The organism is Nocardiopsis ganjiahuensis DSM 45031, assembly GCF_000341085.1.
Classification (GTDB): Bacteria; Actinomycetota; Actinomycetes; order Streptosporangiales; family Streptosporangiaceae; genus Nocardiopsis; species Nocardiopsis ganjiahuensis.
The window spans coordinates 79,592-96,977 of sequence record NZ_ANBA01000029.1 but is presented as its reverse complement, the minus strand read 5'-3'; the positions used below and the strand labels follow the sequence as shown (position 1 = coordinate 96,977).

12 protein-coding genes are annotated in these 17,386 nt (G+C 71.1%); all 12 read right to left on the bottom strand.

What is annotated here, in order from left to right:
- Positions 1-139: 139 nt before the first annotated feature.
- The 12 genes from D458_RS0130105 to alaS all read right to left on the bottom strand — a co-directional run bounded on the left by D458_RS0130105 (position 140) and on the right by alaS (position 17,327).
- Positions 140-1,366: an aminotransferase family protein gene (locus D458_RS0130105; RefSeq protein WP_017590435.1), complete on the bottom strand. Its 1,227-nt coding sequence runs from the start codon at positions 1,364-1,366 to the stop codon at positions 140-142.
- 508 nt (positions 1,367-1,874) lie between these two features.
- A complete protein-coding gene (gene pheT, locus D458_RS0130100) occupies positions 1,875-4,364 on the bottom strand; it encodes a phenylalanine--tRNA ligase subunit beta (RefSeq protein ID WP_017590434.1) in 2,490 nt (829 codons plus the stop codon).
- On the bottom strand, positions 4,364-5,482 hold the full coding sequence (gene pheS / locus D458_RS0130095; RefSeq protein ID WP_017590433.1) for a phenylalanine--tRNA ligase subunit alpha: 1,119 nt from the start codon (positions 5,480-5,482) through the stop codon (positions 4,364-4,366). The genes pheT and pheS overlap by 1 nt, the downstream gene beginning before the upstream one ends.
- Before the next feature lie 186 nt (positions 5,483-5,668).
- Entirely contained in the window at positions 5,669-6,904 is a 1,236-nt protein-coding gene (locus tag D458_RS0130090) for a sensor histidine kinase (protein ID WP_017590432.1), read from the bottom strand.
- Between the two features lie 547 nt (positions 6,905-7,451).
- Positions 7,452-8,300 carry a TrmH family RNA methyltransferase gene (locus D458_RS0130085; protein ID WP_017590431.1) on the bottom strand — a complete coding sequence of 283 codons (849 nt, stop codon included), beginning with the start codon at positions 8,298-8,300 and terminating at the stop codon, positions 7,452-7,454.
- A gap of 32 nt (positions 8,301-8,332) precedes the next feature.
- On the bottom strand, positions 8,333-8,704 hold the full coding sequence (gene rplT / locus D458_RS0130080) for a 50S ribosomal protein L20 (protein ID WP_169556925.1): 372 nt from the start codon (positions 8,702-8,704) through the stop codon (positions 8,333-8,335).
- A gap of 165 nt (positions 8,705-8,869) precedes the next feature.
- Complete coding sequence (gene rpmI, locus D458_RS0130075; protein WP_017583949.1) at positions 8,870-9,064, bottom strand: 50S ribosomal protein L35; 195 nt, start codon at positions 9,062-9,064, stop codon at positions 8,870-8,872.
- 183 nt (positions 9,065-9,247) lie between these two features.
- Positions 9,248-9,814 carry a translation initiation factor IF-3 gene (gene infC, locus D458_RS0130070; RefSeq protein WP_338037048.1) on the bottom strand — a complete coding sequence of 189 codons (567 nt, stop codon included), beginning with the start codon at positions 9,812-9,814 and terminating at the stop codon, positions 9,248-9,250.
- Positions 9,815-10,226: 412 nt separating this feature from the next.
- Complete coding sequence (locus tag D458_RS0130065) at positions 10,227-11,063, bottom strand: shikimate dehydrogenase (RefSeq protein WP_017590429.1); 837 nt, start codon at positions 11,061-11,063, stop codon at positions 10,227-10,229.
- The gene (mltG, locus tag D458_RS0130060) at positions 11,063-13,573 is read right to left on the bottom strand and encodes an endolytic transglycosylase MltG (protein ID WP_017590428.1); all 2,511 of its coding nucleotides are present in this window, start codon (positions 13,571-13,573) and stop codon (positions 11,063-11,065) included. The genes D458_RS0130065 and mltG overlap by 1 nt, the downstream gene beginning before the upstream one ends.
- A complete protein-coding gene (gene ruvX, locus D458_RS0130055; protein ID WP_017590427.1) occupies positions 13,570-14,058 on the bottom strand; it encodes a Holliday junction resolvase RuvX in 489 nt (162 codons plus the stop codon). The genes mltG and ruvX overlap by 4 nt, the downstream gene beginning before the upstream one ends.
- A 599-nt stretch (positions 14,059-14,657) precedes the next feature.
- Positions 14,658-17,327 (bottom strand): alanine--tRNA ligase, encoded by a 2,670-nt coding sequence (alaS, locus tag D458_RS0130045; protein WP_017590425.1) that lies wholly within the window; start codon positions 17,325-17,327, stop codon positions 14,658-14,660.
- Between the last annotated feature and the right edge of the window lie 59 nt (positions 17,328-17,386).

The window sequence follows — 17,386 nt, the reverse complement described above, 5'->3', positions numbered from 1 at the left end:
CAAATATTACTGCAAGATATCAGCACTCGACAGAGGTTTCCTAGGAAAATAAACAACCCACCGGTGTGCGACACGACACCGGTGGGTTCAACAGGGCCCTCTCGTGTGGGAGCCCGGGCGGTCGCCGGACTCCCTCCGCTCAGTGACGGGCCATCACCGCGTCCAGGGACCCCGCCAGGGTGGACGCCAGGTGGTCGATCTGCTCCCAGGTGATGACCAGGGGCGGCGACACCAGCAGCGCCTTGGGCACCGGCCGGACGATGACACCGCGGGCCCGGGCCTCGGCGAAGACCTCCGCCGTGGTGATCCCCCGCTCCATGAGCGCCTCCTCGGTGAGTTCCACCGCGCCCATCACCCCCGTCCCGGAACGGACCTCGGCGACCAGCGGGTGGTCGGCCAGCCCGCGCAGAGCCGAGTCCAGGTGGGTCTCCACCTCGCGCGAGACCGTGAACAGGTCCTCGCGCTCCAGGATGTCCAGGTTGGCCATGGCCGCCGCGCAGGCCGTCGGGTGCCCGGCGTAGGTGGTGCCGTGCAGGAACGGGTTGCCCGCCTCGTTCCAGAACGGGTCGGCCACCCGGCCGTTGACCACGACGCCGCCCAGCGGCAGGTAGCCGCTGGAGACGCCCTTGGCGAAGACGATCATGTCCGGGCTCACACCGAACCGCTCGATCCCGAACCAGTTGCCCATCCGGGCGAAACCGCAGATCACGCTGTCCACGACGAACAGCACGCCGTACTTCTGACAGATCCGCGCCACGTCGGTGAAGTAGTTCTCCGGCGGGATGAACACCCCGCCCGCCCCGATCACGGGTTCGGCGAAGAAGGCGGCGACACGGTCCGCGCCGACCCGCAGGATCTCGGCCTCCAGGGCGGCGGCGGAGTCGTGCGGGACCACGGAGGTGTCCTCGATGAGCTTCCCGTAGCCGGAACGGAAGCGCTCCATCCCGATGATGCTGGTACCGAAGCCGTTGAGGCCGTGGTAGCCGCCGGTCCGGCTGATCAGGTGCTGGCGCTCCGGCTGGCCCTGCGTGGCCCAGTAGCTGCGCGCCAGCTTGGCGGCGGTGTCGATCGACTCCCCTCCCCCGCAGGTGAGGATGACGCGCGGGTCCTCGACCGGTGCGTGCGCGGCCAGGCGGTCACTGAGTTCCATGGCGGGCACGTTGGCGAAGTCACCGTAGACGGTGTAGGCGTCGAGAGTGCTCATCTGCCGGTGGACCGCGTCCGCGATCTCGGCCCGGCCGTGTCCGACGTTGCAGTACCAGAGACTGGCGGTGCCGTCGAGGTAACGGTCACCGAACTGGTCCCAGAGCCACACGCCCTCGGCGCGGGCCACCACGAACTCCGGGCCCTTGGCCACGGTGTTCATATCGCAGAAGGTATGCCAGAGACGGCTGGGCTCCCGGTGTTCCTTGGGAGTGAGCGCGGACGAGACAACCGTTTCGGTCATATGGCGACCTCCGAGCCGTGACATGCGCGAGAACGCGCAGCGGAAAACGGATCTGACCTCTTACCCGGGCGCCCAGGTTGTGGCAGCTACTCGCAGGCTAAGTTCTCGGACCGCTCCACAGCAAGAGCCAAAACGACCTTTCATGCCCCGAAACCCAAACTTCATTCCGGCTACCCTCGGCCCTCAGCGCCAAAACCCCTACTACGCTGGAAAAACACGGCCACAATTTTCTTGGAATCCGGGCTCTGCGATCGCTCGTTTCGCTACACACCAGGGTTTGTCGGCGACTTCTCCGGCGTGGTGTCCGACCCCGCAGCACCGTCTTAACACAAGAGGGCGGGGCGGGTCTCCCCCCTGGGAGTAACCGCCCCGCCCCGCCGTGTTAACACTGTGTTTCGTTGCAGCTGGCGCTGCGTGTCGGCCGAGGTCAGCCGCGCAGGACCGCGCCCGTGCGCTCGGTGGCCAGGGCCACGGCCGCGTCGCGCGCGGCGCCGGCCTCCTCCGCGGTCAGCGTCCGGTCGCCGGCCCGGAAGCGCAGGGCGAACGCGACGGACTTGCGTCCCTCACCGACCTGCTCACCGGTGTAGACGTCGAACAGCCGCACGCTCTCCAGCAGCGGGCCCGCGCCCTCGGCCAGGGCGGCGCTGATCTCACCGACCGGCACCGAGGCGTCCACGACCAGGGCCACGTCCTGGGTGGCCACCGGATAGGTGGACACCACCGGGGCGGGCGTGTCGGCACGGGCGCTCTCGACGCGGTCCAGGTCGATCTCCATCGCGGCGGTGCGGTCCGGGAGGCCGAACGCCTTGACGACCCGGGGGTGCAGCTCGCCGGCGTGGCCGACGAGCACGCGCTCGCCCTCCACCCGCACGTACAGCGCGGCGCAACGGCCCGGGTGCCACGGAGCGTGGGTGTCGGCCTCGACCTCCAGGCCGACCCCGGCGACCCGGGCGATGTCGCGGGCGGCCTGGACCGCGTCGGCCCAGGTGGCCGCGCGGCCCTCGCCCCACCAGCCGGCGCGCTCGGCGTCACCGGTGACGACCACGCCCACGCGGCGCGGCTGTTCGGGCAGGGCGGCGTCGAGGAGCGCGAGCTCCTCGGCGCCGGGCCCCCGGTCCACCGGCAGGATCGGGGCACGGGTGGCACCCGGCCTGGGCCGGTACACCAGGCCGGTCTCGAACAGGGCGACGTCCGTCATGCCCCGGCCGACGTTGCGGGCCAGCGCCTTGAACAGTCCCGGCAGCAAGGTGGTCCGCAGCAGCGGCTCCTCCTCGTTGAGCGGGTTGGCCAGGCGCAGGGCGGTACGGCGCGGGTCGCCGGCGGCCAGCTGGAGGCCGTCGAGGTCGCGCTCGCTGGTGAACGGGTAGGACAGCACCTCGTTGTGACCGGTGTCGGCGAGGACGCGGCCGACCGCCCGGCGCAGGCGCTGGCCGGAGGTCAGCCCCCGCCCGGAGCCGCTGGGCCGGATCGAGGGGATGTTCTCGTACCCCTCGAAGCGGATGATCTCCTCGGCGAGGTCGTTGGGGTCGGTGATGTCGGACCGCCACGTGGGCGGGGTGACCTTCAGGAGCTCCCCGTCGGCCTCGACGGCGCAGCCGATGGCACGCAGCCACCGCTCGCTGGTGCCCTCGGGGTAGTCGACCCCGGCCACGCTGCCCGCGTGGGAGGCCCTGACGACGATCGGCTCGCGCGCCTTCGAGCGGTCCACGATCGTGTAGGCCGGTTCCACCGAGGCGCCGCCGAGCTCGGCCAGCAGTTCCACGGCACGGGTGGCCGCGGCCAGCTGTCCGGCCGAGTCGATGCCGCGCTCGAAGCGCCGGGAGGCCTCCGAGGACAGCTGGTGCCGGCGCGAGGCGCGCGCGATGCTCATGGCGTCGAAGTGGGCGGCCTCGACCAGGACCTCGGAGGAGGACAGCCCGATCTCGGTGTGGAGGCCACCCATCACACCGGCGATCGCCTGGGCGCCGGAGTCGTCGGCGATGACGATGTCGTCGGCGTCCAGGGAGCGCTGGACGTGGTCCAGGGTCTCCAGCTTCTCCCCCGCCTCGGCCTGCCGGACGCGGATCGGGCCGTCGACCTTCTCGCGGTCCCAGGCGTGCAGGGGCTGACCGAGTTCGAGCATCACGTAGTTGGTGACGTCCACGGCCAGGGAGACGGGGCGAACCCCGCTCTGGTGCAGGCGGCGCTTCATCCACAGCGGCGTGGGCGCCTCCGGGTCGAAGCCGGTGGCACCGCGCAGCACGAGGCGGTCGCAGCGCTCCGCGTCGTCGATGACACCCGGGTGGCCGGCGCCGGCGGGTACCGCGACGGTGACGTCCGCGGGATCGCGGAACTCGGCTCCGTACAGGGCGGCGACGTCGCGCGCCACACCGCGCATCGACAGCGCGTAACCCCGGTCGGGGGTGACGGCGATGTCGAGGACGTCCTCACGCAGGCCGAGGATCGCGATGGCGTCGGTGCCGGTCTCGGCGAAGCCCTCGGGCAGCACGACGATGCCGGTGTGGTCCTCCCACAGGCCGAGCTCGGTGGCCGAGCAGATCATGCCGGCCGACATCTTGCCGTAGGTCTTGCGGGCTCCGATCTTGAACCCGCCGGGCAGTTCGGCGCCGGGCAGGGACACCACGACGAGGTCGCCCTCGGCGAAGTTGCGGGCGCCGCAGACGATCTCCTGCGGCTCACCGCTGCCGTTGGCCTGTCCGACGTCCACCCTGCAGTAGCGGATGGGCTTCTTGAAGCCGGTGAGCTCCTCGATCTCCAGCACCCGGCCGAAGACGATGGGTCCGGTCAGGTCGGAGCCGAGCTCGTCGACGGTCTCGACCTCCAGCCCGGCCAAGGTCAGCCGGGAGGCGAGGTCTCGGGCGGAGACGTCGGCCGGAAGCTCGACGTACTCACGCAGCCAGGTCAGGGGGACGCGCATCAGTTCTCACTCCCGAAGGCCGAGGTGAAGCGGATGTCGCCCTCGACCATGTCGTGCATGTCGCGCACACCGTGCGCGAACATCAGTGTCCGTTCGATTCCCAGGCCGAAGGCCCAGCCGCTGTAGACCTCCGGGTCCACTCCGGCGGCGGTGAGCACGCGCGGGTTGACCACGCCGCAGCCGCCGATCTCGATCCAGCCCTCGCTGGAGCAGGTACGGCAGGGCTCGTCCGGGTTGCCCACGGACGCGCCGCGGCAGACGAAGCACTCGATGTCCACCTCGGCGGAGGGCTCGGTGAACGGGAAGTAGGAGGCCCGGAAGCGGGTCTTCAGCCCCTCACCGAACACGGACTCGACGAAGGCGTCGATGGCGCCGCGCAGGTGCGCGAGGGTGATGCCCTTGTCGACGACCAGGCCCTCCAACTGGTGGAAGACCGGGCTGTGGGTGGCGTCCAGCTCGTCGGTGCGGAAGGTCTTGCCGGGCGCGACCACGTACACCGGGAGCTCACGCGAGAGGAGCGCGCGGATCTGTACCGGGGAGGTGTGGGTGCGCATGACCAGACCGGACTCGCCGCCGTCGGGCCCCTCGACGAAGAAGGTGTCCTGCATGCTGCGGGCCGGGTGGTCGGGCTGGAAGTTGAGGGCGTCGAAGTTGAACCACTCCGCCTCGATCTCGGGCCCCTCGGCGACCTCGAAGCCCATACCGACGAAGACGTCGGTCATCCGCTCCGCGACGGTGGTCAGGGGGTGGCGGGCGCCTCGGGGCGTGCGGTCCCAGGGCAGGGTGACGTCGACGCGCTCCTCCACCAGGACACGCTCGTCGCGCTCGGTCTCCAGCACCGCCTGGCGGGCCTTGAGCGCCTGCCCGACGTCGCGTCGGGCGCCGCCGACGCGCTTGCCGGCGTCGGCCTTGGCGGCCGGGGGCAGCGCGCCGATCTCACGGTTGGCCAGGGCCAGCGGGGAGCGGTCCGAGGCGTGCGCGAGCCGGACCTCCTTGAGTTCGGCGAGGTCGGCGGCGGCCTCGATGGCGGCCAACGCCTCCTCGCGCATGCGGGCGACCTCGTCGGGGTGCAGGGGGGTCACCTCGACCGGGTCGAAGGAATTGTTCGGTGCAGACATGGTTGGTTGCCTCGCCGCCACCGTTCCCCACGGATCAGGGGACGGGACGGCAGTCACGGTCCGCCACGGGGCGGACGAAGCCGACAGGAAAAGCACAGGCGGTTTTCGGGCAGCCCGGGAAAGGTCCGTTGCGGGGTCCGGGACATGCCGCGTGCGCCCGCCGGGGAGGCCGAAGGGTCTGAGGGCTCAGACGAACTCGGGCGTCCCGGCGGGCATGGTAAATCGGAACTCGGCGCCGCCGTTGGGAGCGCGCCCGACGGTGATCGTGCCGCCGTGGGCCTCGACGAGGCCCTTGACGATGAACAGTCCGAGGCCGGTCCCGCCACGGCGCTTGCTGCGCCAGAACTGGCGGAAGACGCGCGGAATGGTCTCGGGTGCTATGCCCTGGCCTTCGTCGCGCACCGACACCGCTGCTCCTCCTTCACACGGCTCGATCACGATACTGACAGTACCAGCGCCGTGCCGCACCCCGTTTTCCACGAGGTTGGAGAGGATCTGTTCCAGCTTGTCCGCGTCCAGCCACATCTGCGGGAGCTCGCCGTGGGTCTCGACCCGGAAGCGCTCCTCCGGTTCGCCCGAGGTGACGCGCCTGGCGACGAGGCGGCGCACCGCGGCGGGCAGGTCGACGACCTGGCGGCGCACCTCCAGGCGCCCGGACTCGATGCGGGAGACGTCCAACAGGTCGTGGATGAGCCGGGTGACGCGGTCGGCGTCGGCGTTGACCGTCTCCAGCATGAACAGCTTCTGCTTGTCGGTGAGCCGCTCCCACTTGTTGAGCAGGGTGGAGGTGAAACCCTTCACGCTGGTGAGCGGGGAGCGCAGCTCGTGCGCGACCTCGGACACCAGGTCGGCGCGGGAGCGTTCGGCCCGCGCGGAGGCGTCCCGGAGGGTGACGACCAGGCGCACGAGCGCCCCGCCGGGCCTGGCCCGCACGTAGCGGGCGGCCACCAGGATCTCGCGTTCGTCGGGCAGGCAGAGCACCCGCTCGGGCTGCCGGGTGCGTTCGCGGTCACCGCCGTAGGGGTCGCTGGACTCCCACCAGTTGTTGCCGTCGAGACCGTTGAGGGGCAGGGCGGCGCGGTAGTCGCGGCCCAGCGCCGACTCCGCCGGAACCCCGGTGAGCTGCGCGGCCAGGGAGTTGAAGAGGACGACCCGGCCCCGGGCGTCGGCGACGACCACCCCGTCGGGGAGGTCGTCGGCGTGCAGGGCGGGTTCGCCCGGTCCCGCCGAGGCGGTGTCGACGTCCCACAGGGCGGGTGCGCTCCCCTGCCGCCGTCCGGCACGGGCCGGTCCCTGGGGGGCGTCCTCCCGTTCGGCGGGAACGTCGGTGGTGTTCTCGTCCCCGGCGGGGTCTTCCGAGGATCGCGCCGCCGCACCGTCGGAGCCCTCCGCCGGTTGGCCTACGTGCCGGCCGCTGCCCACGCCTCTCCCCGCTCCCCTCCGAAGGTCCGCGACCACAGGACTCCTGGGTCGGGATCGCTGACCGGTCGTGTCCGTCGCTCTCTCCCCCGGACACCACCGCAGATCTACCCTGCACTCCCACCTGGTACGCCTCATGACACGGGATACGGCCCCACCCGGATCCGGGACGACGGGTCATCCGGTGCACCGTCGTCCGCCCCGGGCGGTCGGCCCCGTTCGCGCCGGAACCCGTCCTGCGGCGTCGGGAGCATTGTGTGCTCACAGCGCGTCGCCAAGCCTGCCGTGTCGTCGCGGCCACGCGCACCGCCCTACCCGTGACACGGGTCGGGTGAAGGCGGCCAAGCGGGATGCGCATGAACCACCGTGGTACTGGCCCGACCCTATCGACACTCGGGCCCCGTGCACGTGCATTTCGGATGGTTGAGACAACCTGTTACCGAGCGTGTATACCGTCTCATCCTCCGCCCCGGGTCAGGGGCGTGACCATCACCGGGAGTGACTGCTCAGGGATGACGGCAGCACGCGCGAGAACCGGCGCGGAGGGGGTTCAGGAGCTCCGCTGCTGTCTCGCGGTCGTGTAGAGACAGACCGCCGCGGCCGTGGCCAGATTCAGGCTTTCGGCCTCGCCGTAGATCGGAACGCTGACAGCGCCGTCGGTCAGCTGGACGATCTCCTCGGGCAGGCCCCAGGCCTCGTTGCCGAAGACCCAGCCGACCGGGCCGTCCAGGTCGCCGTCATCGGCCAGCTGGTGCAGGTCGCGGTCGCCGCCGCCGTCCGCAGCCCAGACCTTGGCCTGGGTGCCGCGGAGGAAGTCCACCGCCCGGGCCACCGGGACTCCCACCACCACGGGAAGGTGGAACAGGCTTCCGGCGGAGGCCCGCACGCACTTGCCGTTGTAGGGGTCGACCGAGGCGTCGGTGAAGATGACGACGTCGGCGCCGGCCGCGTCGGCGGTGCGCAGGACCGTTCCGGCGTTGCCGGGGTCGCGCACGTGGGAGAGGACGACGGCGAGCCGCACGTCGGTGATGCTCTCCAGTGGCACGTCGACGAACTCGCAGACCGCGATGACCCCCTGCGGGGTGATGGTCTGCGCCAGTTCGGACATGACGTCGAGACTGACCCGGTGGGTGGGCACGCCCGCGGTGTGGGCGGCGTCCATCAGGTCGATGTGGCGTTGCATGGCCTCCGCCGTGGCGTAGACCTCGACAACGCCGTGGGCGGCCCCACCGTAGGGGGACCGCCCGTCGCCGCCGTTGACGGCGGCCAGGGCCTCCCGCACAGCCTGCGGCCCTTCCGCGAGGAAGCGCCGTTCACGCTGACGGAAGGTGCGCTTGGCGAGCCGCCGAACCCCCTTGATCCTGGGTGACCGGACACTCGTGAACTCGTGGCTCGCCATCGCTACCCGTCTGCTGCTTCTTTCTCTGCCTGCTAGGCCGCGGCGGAGGTGGGGAGGGCCTGCTTGGCCTTCTCCACGAGCGCGGCGAAGGCGGCCTCGTCGTTGACGGCCAGGTCGGCCAGCATGCGACGGTCGACCTCGATCTCAGCCAGCTTCAGACCCTGGATGAGACGGTTGTAGGTCAGGCCGTGAGCGCGGGAGGCGGCGTTGATGCGCTGGATCCACAGACGACGGAACTGCCCCTTGCGGTCCTTGCGGTCCCGGTAGGAGTAGGTCATCGAGTGGAGCATCTGCTCCTTGGCCTTGCGGTACAGACGCGAGCGCTGCCCGCGGTAACCACTGGCCCGGTCGAGAACGACCTTGCGCTTCTTCTTGGCGTTGAGAGCCCGCTTCACGCGTGCCACAGTGACTCCCTCATTGGTTCTTCCGGCGCGCACGGCGCGCCGACCGGTCCGGCCAGGACGCACCCAGCGACCGTGTTCGCTTCAGGTGGGTGTCCTCCGGGCGCCTCAGCGCGCCGACCGGGTCGGGCGCACGGGCATGCCAAGGAGGACGGAAGAGACTCTGGGCTACATGCCCAGGAGCTTCTTGATGTTCTTGGTGTCAGCCGGAGCGAGCTCGGCCTCCGTGCCCAGCTTCCGCTTGCGCTTGGAGGTCTTGTGCTCAAGGATGTGGTTCTTGTTGGCACGGCGGCGCATGATCTTGCCGGAGCCGGTGACCTTGAAACGGTCCTTGGCTCCGCTGTGGGACTTGTTCTTCGGCATGTCGCCGTCGTCTCCTACTCCGTCGGCGCGGCACCCGTACTCAAACGAATGTCGCGATTGTTCCGCCACTACGGCGGGGTCCCGTCGCACACCGGTGCATCACGGGCTGTTCGCGCACAGCCCACCCCACCACCCGGTTCCGCCTTCACGACGGCCGGGCGGTGGGGGACTTCCCCTGGCGCCTTACGCCTGGTCGCTCTCGTCGCGGCGGGTCTTGTCCCCCGCCGCGGCACGGGCCTCGGCCTTGTGCTCGGAACGCCGCTTGTGCGGACCGATCACCATGACCATGTTGCGGCCGTCCTGCTTGGGCTGGGACTCGACCGTGCCAAGATCCTGGACGTCCTCGGCCAGACGCGCCAGCAGCCTGCGCCCGAGCTCGGGCCGGGACTGCTCGCGGCCACGGAACATGATCGTCACCTTGACCTTGTCCCCGCTCTTGAGGAACCGAACGACGTGACCCTTCTTGGTCTCGTAGTCGTGCGGGTCGATCTTCGGGCGGAGCTTGATCTCCTTGATGATCGTGTTCGACTGGTTCTTGCGCGACTCACGGGCCTTGACCGCGGACTCGTACTTGAACTTGCCGTAGTCCATCAGCTTCGCGACCGGCGGGCGCGCGGTCGGTGCGACCTCGACGAGGTCGAGGTCGGACTCCTGGGCCAGACGCAGCGCGTCCTGCACGGAGACGATTCCGACCTGCTCACCGTTGGGTCCGACAAGTCGGACCTCGGGCACCCGGATACGGTCATTGATGCGGGGCTCTGTGCTGATGAGACCCCTCCCTAGCTTTCTCGGATTACCTGGGACCGGCCGCCCACCGTGTGGTGGTCGGCCTGTTCGACCGGGTCGCCCGTGCTTGTTCAGGCCACCCGCCCGCGTTGGGATCTCACCAAAAAGCGAAAACCCCGCCAGCGTGTGCAAGCGGGGCGATCCGACCGGATGTGCACGACGGAGACGCCACACGTTCCGCGGGCCTTCTCCGAAGGAGCGCCCGACGGACACCGAATGGTGCGTCCATCGTCTGACCGGGACCCACACGGGCGGGGCCCGGTAGGTGGGAGGATCATCTCCGCTTGCGGTTCCGGAGTGCCGAGCACACCGGACCAAGTCGATTACGTCCAATATAGCAGGGCTCGGGGACCGGCGGAGCACCGTGCTCCTGTGGTCAGCCCCCGACCCGGGTGGAGCGCCGCAGGAGTTCGGCCTCGCCCGCGGCCCGCATGGCCCCGACCGGGACGTCCTCCACCCCGGTCATCAGCCTGACCTGGGCCACAGCCTGGTGCAGGAGCATCGGGAAACCCCCGACCACCCGTCCGCCCCGGGCCGTTACGGCCTCGGCCGCGGCGGTCGGCCATGGGGCGTAGATCACGTCGAACAGGTCGGCCCGGCAGGCCGCGAGCCGTTCGGCGTGCGCGTCCGCCGCGCCCGAGGGCAGGGTGGAGACCACGAGGTCGGCGTCCAGGTACCGGTCGATGTCCGCCAGCGGCGCCACCCCCACCGACAGTCCCAGGCGGTCGGCCGCGGCGGTGACCTCGCCGGTGCGGGCGGTGTCGCGGGCCAGGACGGTGACCGGTCCGGTCGCGCCCAGTTCCCTCAGTGCCGCCAGGGCGGAGGCCGCCGTGGCCCCCGCCCCCAGAACGACCGTGCCGTCCGGGGCGGGGACGCCGGCCTCGGTGAGCGCGGTGGCGATCCCCTCGACGTCCGTGTTGTGCGCCGCCCAGCCCTCACCCGCGCGGACCAGGGTGTTGGCCCCGCCGACCGCGGTGGCCAGCTCCGTGACCTCGGCCGCCAGCTCCATGGCCCGCCGCTTGAGCGGCATGGTCAGGGACAGCCCGGCCCACTCGGACCGGTCCAGCCCGTCGAGGAAGGGCGCCAGCCCCTTCTCGTCGCACTCGAACAGCCCGTAGGACCACTCCGTGAGGCCCATGGCCGCGTGGGCCGCGGAGTGCAGGACCGGGGAGAGGGAGTGGGCCACCGGCGAGCCCAGGACGGCGGCGCGCATCACTCCTCGCTCCCGCCGCCCCAGGTCTCCTGGAACCGCTGCTTGAGCACCTCGAACTCCTCGTAGGTCTCGGCGAACTCGGTGACACCGTTCTCCGGGTCGGTGGCCACGAAGTACAGCCAGTCGCCCTCCTCCGGCTCCAGGGCCGCCTCGATGGCGTCCTGACCGGGGGCCACGAACGGGCCGGGGGGCAGACCGGGCTTGTGGTAGGTGTCGAACCCGCTGGTGTCCGCCTCGCACGCGGCCAACTGGTCGTTGTCGAGCGCGATGCCGTACTCGCCGATGGCGTAGAAGCAGGTGCTGTCCATCTGGAGCGCCATGCCGTCCTCCAGGCGGTTGTGCACCACCCGGGAGATCTTCGGCATGTCCTCGGCCCCGCCGCTCTCGGCCTGGACGATGGAGGCGATCGCCATGATCTCGTTGGCGTCGTAGCCGAGTGCCTCGGCCTTGCTCTCCAGCTCCAGCTCCTCGGCGACCCGTGTGTGCTGGGTGACCATGGTGCGCAGCATCGAGAGGGCCTCGGTGTCCGGGTCGAACCGGTACGTGGACGGGAACAGGTAACCCGCGGGCCCCTCCGTCGCGTAGTCGGGCAGACCGAGCTCGTCCGTCTGCTCGTACGCCGCCTGCAGCTCCTCCAGGGACAGGCCCGTGTTCTCGGACAGTTTCTGCAGAACCTGTTCGGAGCGCAGGCCCTCGCGGATGGTGACGCCCCTCCCGATGCGGTTCTCGGGGTCGAGCAGCGCCGCCACGGCGCTCTCACCGCTCATGCCCTCGGCCAGGGAGTAGGTGCCGGGCACCACACCCTCGCCCTCCTGCGAGTCGAGGGCGTTGGTGAAGGCGCGCACGCTGGCGACGACCCCCTCGTCCACCAGGCTCTGGGCGACGGCGGTGCCGCTCTGCCCCTCCTCGATGGTGAAGACGACCTCGCCCTCGCCCTCGCCGGAGAAGTCGGGCGGGAACACGTAGGTGCGCATGACGCCGTAGCCGCCGCCGGCGACCACGAGCATCAGGACCAGGGCGAGCAGGATCATCAGACCCTTGCTCCTGCGCTTCTTGGGCTTGCCCGCCTTGCGGCGGGCGGCCTGCGCGGCCTTGGCCCGCTTGGCGCGCTTGCGGTTGGCGCGGCTGTCGCCGTAGGAGGCGGCGATGTCCTCGAGGCTGTCCTCCTCGTAGAGGTCCTCGTCCTCCAGCTCCCGGGATTCCTCCTCGGCCGACGGCTCGGGGGCGGGTTCCGGCTCGGCGCGGCGGCCGCGGCGGGCACGACGGCGGCCTCCCCGCCCCTTCGGCGCCTCGTCCTCCGGCTCCTGGGCGGGGAAGGACCCGGTGTCTCGCACCGGCTCCTGCCGGTCCGGGTCGGACAGCTCGGCGAAGGCGCCGGTGTCGGCGACCGGAGCGGCGGGGGCCGCGGCGAAGGCGCCGCTGTCGTGCGGCTCCTCCTCGGCGGCGCGGCGGGCGCGACGGCGACCGCGGCGCCCGGCGGGCTCCTCGGCTTCCTGGGCCGCGAAGGCCCCGGTGTCACGCACGGGCTGCTCGGCGTCGGCCTGCTTGGCGCGTTTGCGGCGGGCGCGGCGGCCCTTGGGCTCCTCGTCCTCCGGAACCGCGAAGGCCCCGGTGTCGTGCGGCGGCCCTTCCTCGGGCTCCTTCGCGCGTTTGCGGCGGGCGCGGCGCCCCCTGGGCTCCTCGTCGGGTTCGTCGGCGAGGAAGGCGGGGGTGGGTTCGTCGGCGTCGTCGCCCCAGAAGGCCGAACGCGGTTCCCCCGCGTCCTCGGAGCGCGAGCGCCGGGACCTGCGGGGAGGCTGGTCGCGGGCCGGGTCCTCGGCCGGACCGCGCGCGGACTCACCGCGAGCGCCGGGGGAGGTCGGGGGGCCCTGGGAGGGCCGGGGCCCCTGCGGGGCCGACGGGCTCTGGGCGCCGCCGAGGTTGGCGAGGGCCGCGAGGGCGTCCTGGGTCGGATCACTGCCCGGGCGCTGGTGGCTGCCGGTGTCCGAGGGCGATCCCTGAACGGGACGCTGGTGACTGCCCGTGTCCGAGGGCGATCCCTGGGTCGGGCGCTGGTGGCTGCCGGTGTCCGAGGGCGATCCCTGAGCGGGACGCTGCGGGCCCTGGCCTCCGCCGCGGGCCGCCCGGCTGCCGCGCAGCGCGTCGGCCGCGCCGAAGCGGCGGGGCGGGGCCGTCGGCTGCTCACCGCTCCAGGGGGCCTCGTCCGCGGGCGGCTCGGCCCTGCGGCGGCGGCCGGGGGGCGGAGCGGACCGGTTCTGCGTGTCGAACTCACCCGACTCCGGAGCTGTGTACCGGGGGGTGCGGAACTCCCCGGTGGACGGCTCGGTGTGCTGGAACTCACCCGTGCCCGGCTGATCGGCCCAGGGGCTCGTCTGCGGTTCCGGACGCGCCCGGCGGCCGCGCGAGGGCGGCTGCGCCGGAAGCGGGTCGGTCAGCGGGTCGTAGTCGTAGCCGCCTTCACGGTCGGCACGTCCACGGTAGGGATCGGGGTAGTCATCCCTGTCGGTCATGAATCTCCCTGGCTGGCACGGACGATCTCGCCCGGGGGATGGCCTGTTGACCGTTCCTGGTCCAAGGCACTCTGCAAGAGCACGGTGGCCGCGGCCTGGTCGATGACCGAGCGGCGGGCGCGGCCCCCCTTGGCGCCCTTCTTTCCGAAGGAGGCGCCGGAGAGCAGCTGTCCCTGGGCGGTCACCGTGGTGAGTCGTTCGTCCACGAGCCTGACGGGGACGGGGGCGAGGAGCCGGGCCAAGGTGTTCGCGAACTCGCGAGCGGACCGGGCTGCGGGTCCCTCTTGGCCGGACAGTGAAGCAGGGTAGCCCACGACGACTTCGCGGGCCTCCCTCTCCAACACGAGAAGAGCGATGCGCTGCACGTCGCCTCTGCCGCGCGGGACGGTCTCGACCGGACTGGCGAGCACGCCGCTCGGGTCGCTGGCCGCGACCCCGATACGCGCGTTGCCCGGATCGATCGCCAGGCGTACACCTTGCCTCAAGAGGACGCCTCCCCCTGGGTGGGGGCGCTGCTCAGGCGGGCTGTGCCGTCGACGGCGCAGCACCGCTGCCGGGAAATCCTCAACACGGTGGTCCTGTTCATCAGCTGGATCGCGGGAGTCTCCGCGCAGACAGCCATGTGATCGGCTGTGACGCGCCACAGTATGCCCGATTCGTTGACCGTGCGCAGCCTCACCCATGGAACGCCCGCTGGCCCTCTCCGACCGGGCCTCGCACCTCGGGTCGGGCTGTCACGGCGGGAGCCGGGGCGCACACGTACCGTCCGAGTGTAAGTCACAGCGGTCACAGCCCGGGGCAACCGGGGTGCGTACGAGTGTTCCGGAACGTTTTGTCAGTGTCTCCGACCCCGGCACCGCGGTGGAATCCCGGCACGGGTACGCAGGACGGAGGCGCCGTCCGGGCGCGCGTGCGCCGGCCCGGGCTCTCCGGTGGACGTGAGGGGGGACACCGAAAACAGCGGCCCGGGCGGATTCCGCACCGGGGTGGAGGGTGTGGGGGACGAAGAACGCCGGGGCCGGCCTCTGCGGACCGGGCCCCGGCGCCCTCGAACGACCTCGGAGGGTCAGGAGCACCTGGTCACTCAGGCGCCCGCGACGCGCGCCTCCACGGCACGCAGGGCCTCGTCGATCCTGCTCGGGTCGCTGCCGCCGCCCTGGGCGATGTCCGGCTTGCCGCCGCCACCGCCGCCGAGGGCACGGGCCGCGACACCCACGAGCTCGCCCGCCTTGATCCCGGCCTTCTGCGCGGCCTTGTTCGCGGCGATCACCACGACCGGTCGGTCCTTGGGCACGGCGGTCATCGCCACGACCACGGGCTCGTCCTCACCGAGGCGTCCGCGCACGTCCAGCACCAGCTTGCGCAGGTCGTCACCGCTGGCGCCCTCCGGCGCCTCGGTGGCCACGACCAGGGCCGAGCCGTGACGGCGCGCGCCCTCGGCGATCGTGCCGGCGGCCTGGAGCACCTGAGCGGCGCGCATCCTCTCGATCTCCTTCTCCGCGGCGCGCAGCCGGGAGACCATCGACTCGATCCGCTCGGGCAGTTCCTCGCGCGGCGTCTTGAGCTGTTCGGAGAGCTGGCCGACCAGGGCCGACTCCTTGGACAGGCGCTTGAACGCGTCCACGCCCACAGCCGCCTCGACCCGGCGCACGCCCGAGCCGATGGAGGACTCCCCCAGCAGCTTGACGATGCCGAGCTTGGCGGTGGAGCCCACGTGCGTACCGCCGCAGAGCTCGACCGAGTAGTCGCTCATCTCCACGACCCGCACGCGGTCGCCGTACTTCTCGCCGAACATGGCAAGGGCGCCCATCTTCAGCGCCTCGTCCAGGCTCTTCTCCTCGGTCTGGACCGAGATGTCACCGGCGAGGACGGTGTTGACCTCCTCCTCGACCTGGGCCAGGCGCTCGCCGCCGAGCGCGTTGTCGGCGGTGAAGTCGAACCGCAGCTGGCCGGGGCGGTTCTCCGAGCCGGCCTGTCCGGCCGAGGGGCCGATCGCGTTGCGCAGGGCCGAGTGGATGAGGTGGGTCGCCGAGTGGGACCGCTCGATCGCGTGACGGCGGCCGGCGTCGATCGCCGCGTGCACGGTGTCGTCCAGGACGACCTCTCCCGAACGCACGGTGCCTCGGTGCACGAACAGGCCCGGAAGCGGCTTCTGGACGTCCTCGACGTCCACCACGCCGCGTCCGTCCACGGTCAGCGTGCCGGTGTCGGCGAGCTGGCCGCCGCTCTCCCCGTAGAACGGGGTGCGGTCCAGGACGATCTCGACCTGGTCGCCCGCGCGCGCGGCCGGGACCCCGACCCCGTCCACGACGAGGCCCTTGACGTGCGACTCGCTCTCGGAGTCGGTGTAGCCGAGGAATTCGGTGTTCCCGGCCTGCTCGTGCATCCGGGCGTACAGCGAGATGTCCGCGTTGCCGAGCTTCTTCGCCTTGGCGTCGGCCTTGGCGGTGTCCTTCTGGCGCTGCATGAGGTCGCGGAAGGCGCCCTCGTCCACGCTCAGGCCCTGCTCGGCGGCCATCTCCAGGGTGAGGTCGATGGGGAAGCCGTAGGTGTCGTGGAGCTGGAAGGCGTCCACGCCGGAGAAGACGGTGCCGCCCTGGGCGCGGGTGCGCTCGGCCGCCCGGCCGAAGAGCGTGGTGCCCGCGCGGAGGGTGTCCGCGAAGTTGCGCTCCTCGTTGTCGATGACACCGTGGATGACGTCGGCCTTGTCGAGCAGGTCCGGGTAGATGTCCTTCATCGCGTCGATGCTGACCTCGGACAGCTCGTGCAGGAAGAAGGTGTCGGTGCCGGAGAGCAGGCGCAGGTTGCGGATCGAGCGGCGCAGGATGCGGCGCAGGACGTATCCGGCCTTCTCGTTGCCGGGCTTGACGCCGTCGCCGACGAGCATGACGGCGCTGCGCACGTGGTCGGCGACCACGCGGAGCATGACGTCCTGCTCGTGGTCGTCGCCGTAGGAGGTGCCGGTCAGCTCGGCGGCGCGGTGCAGCACGCGGCCGATGATGTCGGTCTCGTAGATGTTGTCGACGCCCTGCAGGACCGCCGCGAGGCGCTCCAGCCCCAGGCCGGTGTCGATGTTCTTCTTGGGCAGGTCACCGAGGATCGGGAAGCCGCTCTTGTCGCCGCCCTCACCCCGCTCGTACTGCATGAAGACGAGGTTCCAGATCTCGATGTAGCGGTTCTCGTCCGCCTCGGGACCGCCCTCGACACCGAACTCGGGGCCGCGGTCGTAGAAGATCTCGGAGCAGGGGCCACAGGGTCCGGGGACCCCCATGGACCAGTAGTTCTCCTCCATGCCCATGCGCTGGATGCGCTCGGGACGGACCCCGACCTTGTCACGCCAGATCGCCTCGGCCTCGTCGTCGTCGAGGTAGACGGTCACCCACAGCTTCTCCGGGTCGATCCCGAAGCCGCCGTCCTCCACCGGGGTGGTGACGAGCTCCCACGCCAGCGGGATCGCCTGCTCCTTGAAGTAGTCACCGAAGGAGAAGTTGCCCAGCATCTGGAAGAAGGTGGCGTGCCGGGAGGTCTTGCCGACCTCCTCGATGTCCTTGGTGCGGATGCACTTCTGGACGCTGGTGGCGGTGCTGTAGGAGGGCGTGCGCTGACCCAGGAAGTAGGGCTTGAAGGGGACCATGCCTGCCGGCACCAGCAGCAGCGTGGGATCCTCGGCGATCAGGCTTGCCGAGGGCACCACGGTGTGTCCGTTCTTCTCGAAGAAACTGAGGAAGCGGCGCGCGATCTCTGCCGTCTCCATTGATGCCCTCCTGTGCTTGGCTCCGCCGCCCGGTGGCGACGGGGTTGTCCCTGGGTGGG

Bases quoted from the DNA above. Each gene is read 5' to 3' on its own strand.
- D458_RS0130105 (WP_017590435.1), bottom strand. From the start codon at position 1,366: ATGAACACCGTGGCCAAGGGCCCGGAGTTCGTGGTGGCCCGCGCCGAG.
- pheT (WP_017590434.1), bottom strand. From the start codon at position 4,364: ATGCGCGTCCCCCTGACCTGGCTGCGTGAGTACGTCGAGCTTCCGGCC.
- pheS (WP_017590433.1), bottom strand. From the start codon at position 5,482: ATGTCTGCACCGAACAATTCCTTCGACCCGGTCGAGGTGACCCCCCTG.
- D458_RS0130085 (WP_017590431.1), bottom strand. From the start codon at position 8,300: ATGGCGAGCCACGAGTTCACGAGTGTCCGGTCACCCAGGATCAAGGGG.
- rpmI (WP_017583949.1), bottom strand. From the start codon at position 9,064: ATGCCGAAGAACAAGTCCCACAGCGGAGCCAAGGACCGTTTCAAGGTC.
- D458_RS0130065 (WP_017590429.1), bottom strand. From the start codon at position 11,063: ATGCGCGCCGCCGTCCTGGGCTCGCCGGTGGCCCACTCCCTCTCCCCG.
- mltG (WP_017590428.1), bottom strand. From the start codon at position 13,573: ATGACCGACAGGGATGACTACCCCGATCCCTACCGTGGACGTGCCGAC.
- alaS (WP_017590425.1), bottom strand. From the start codon at position 17,327: ATGGAGACGGCAGAGATCGCGCGCCGCTTCCTCAGTTTCTTCGAGAAG.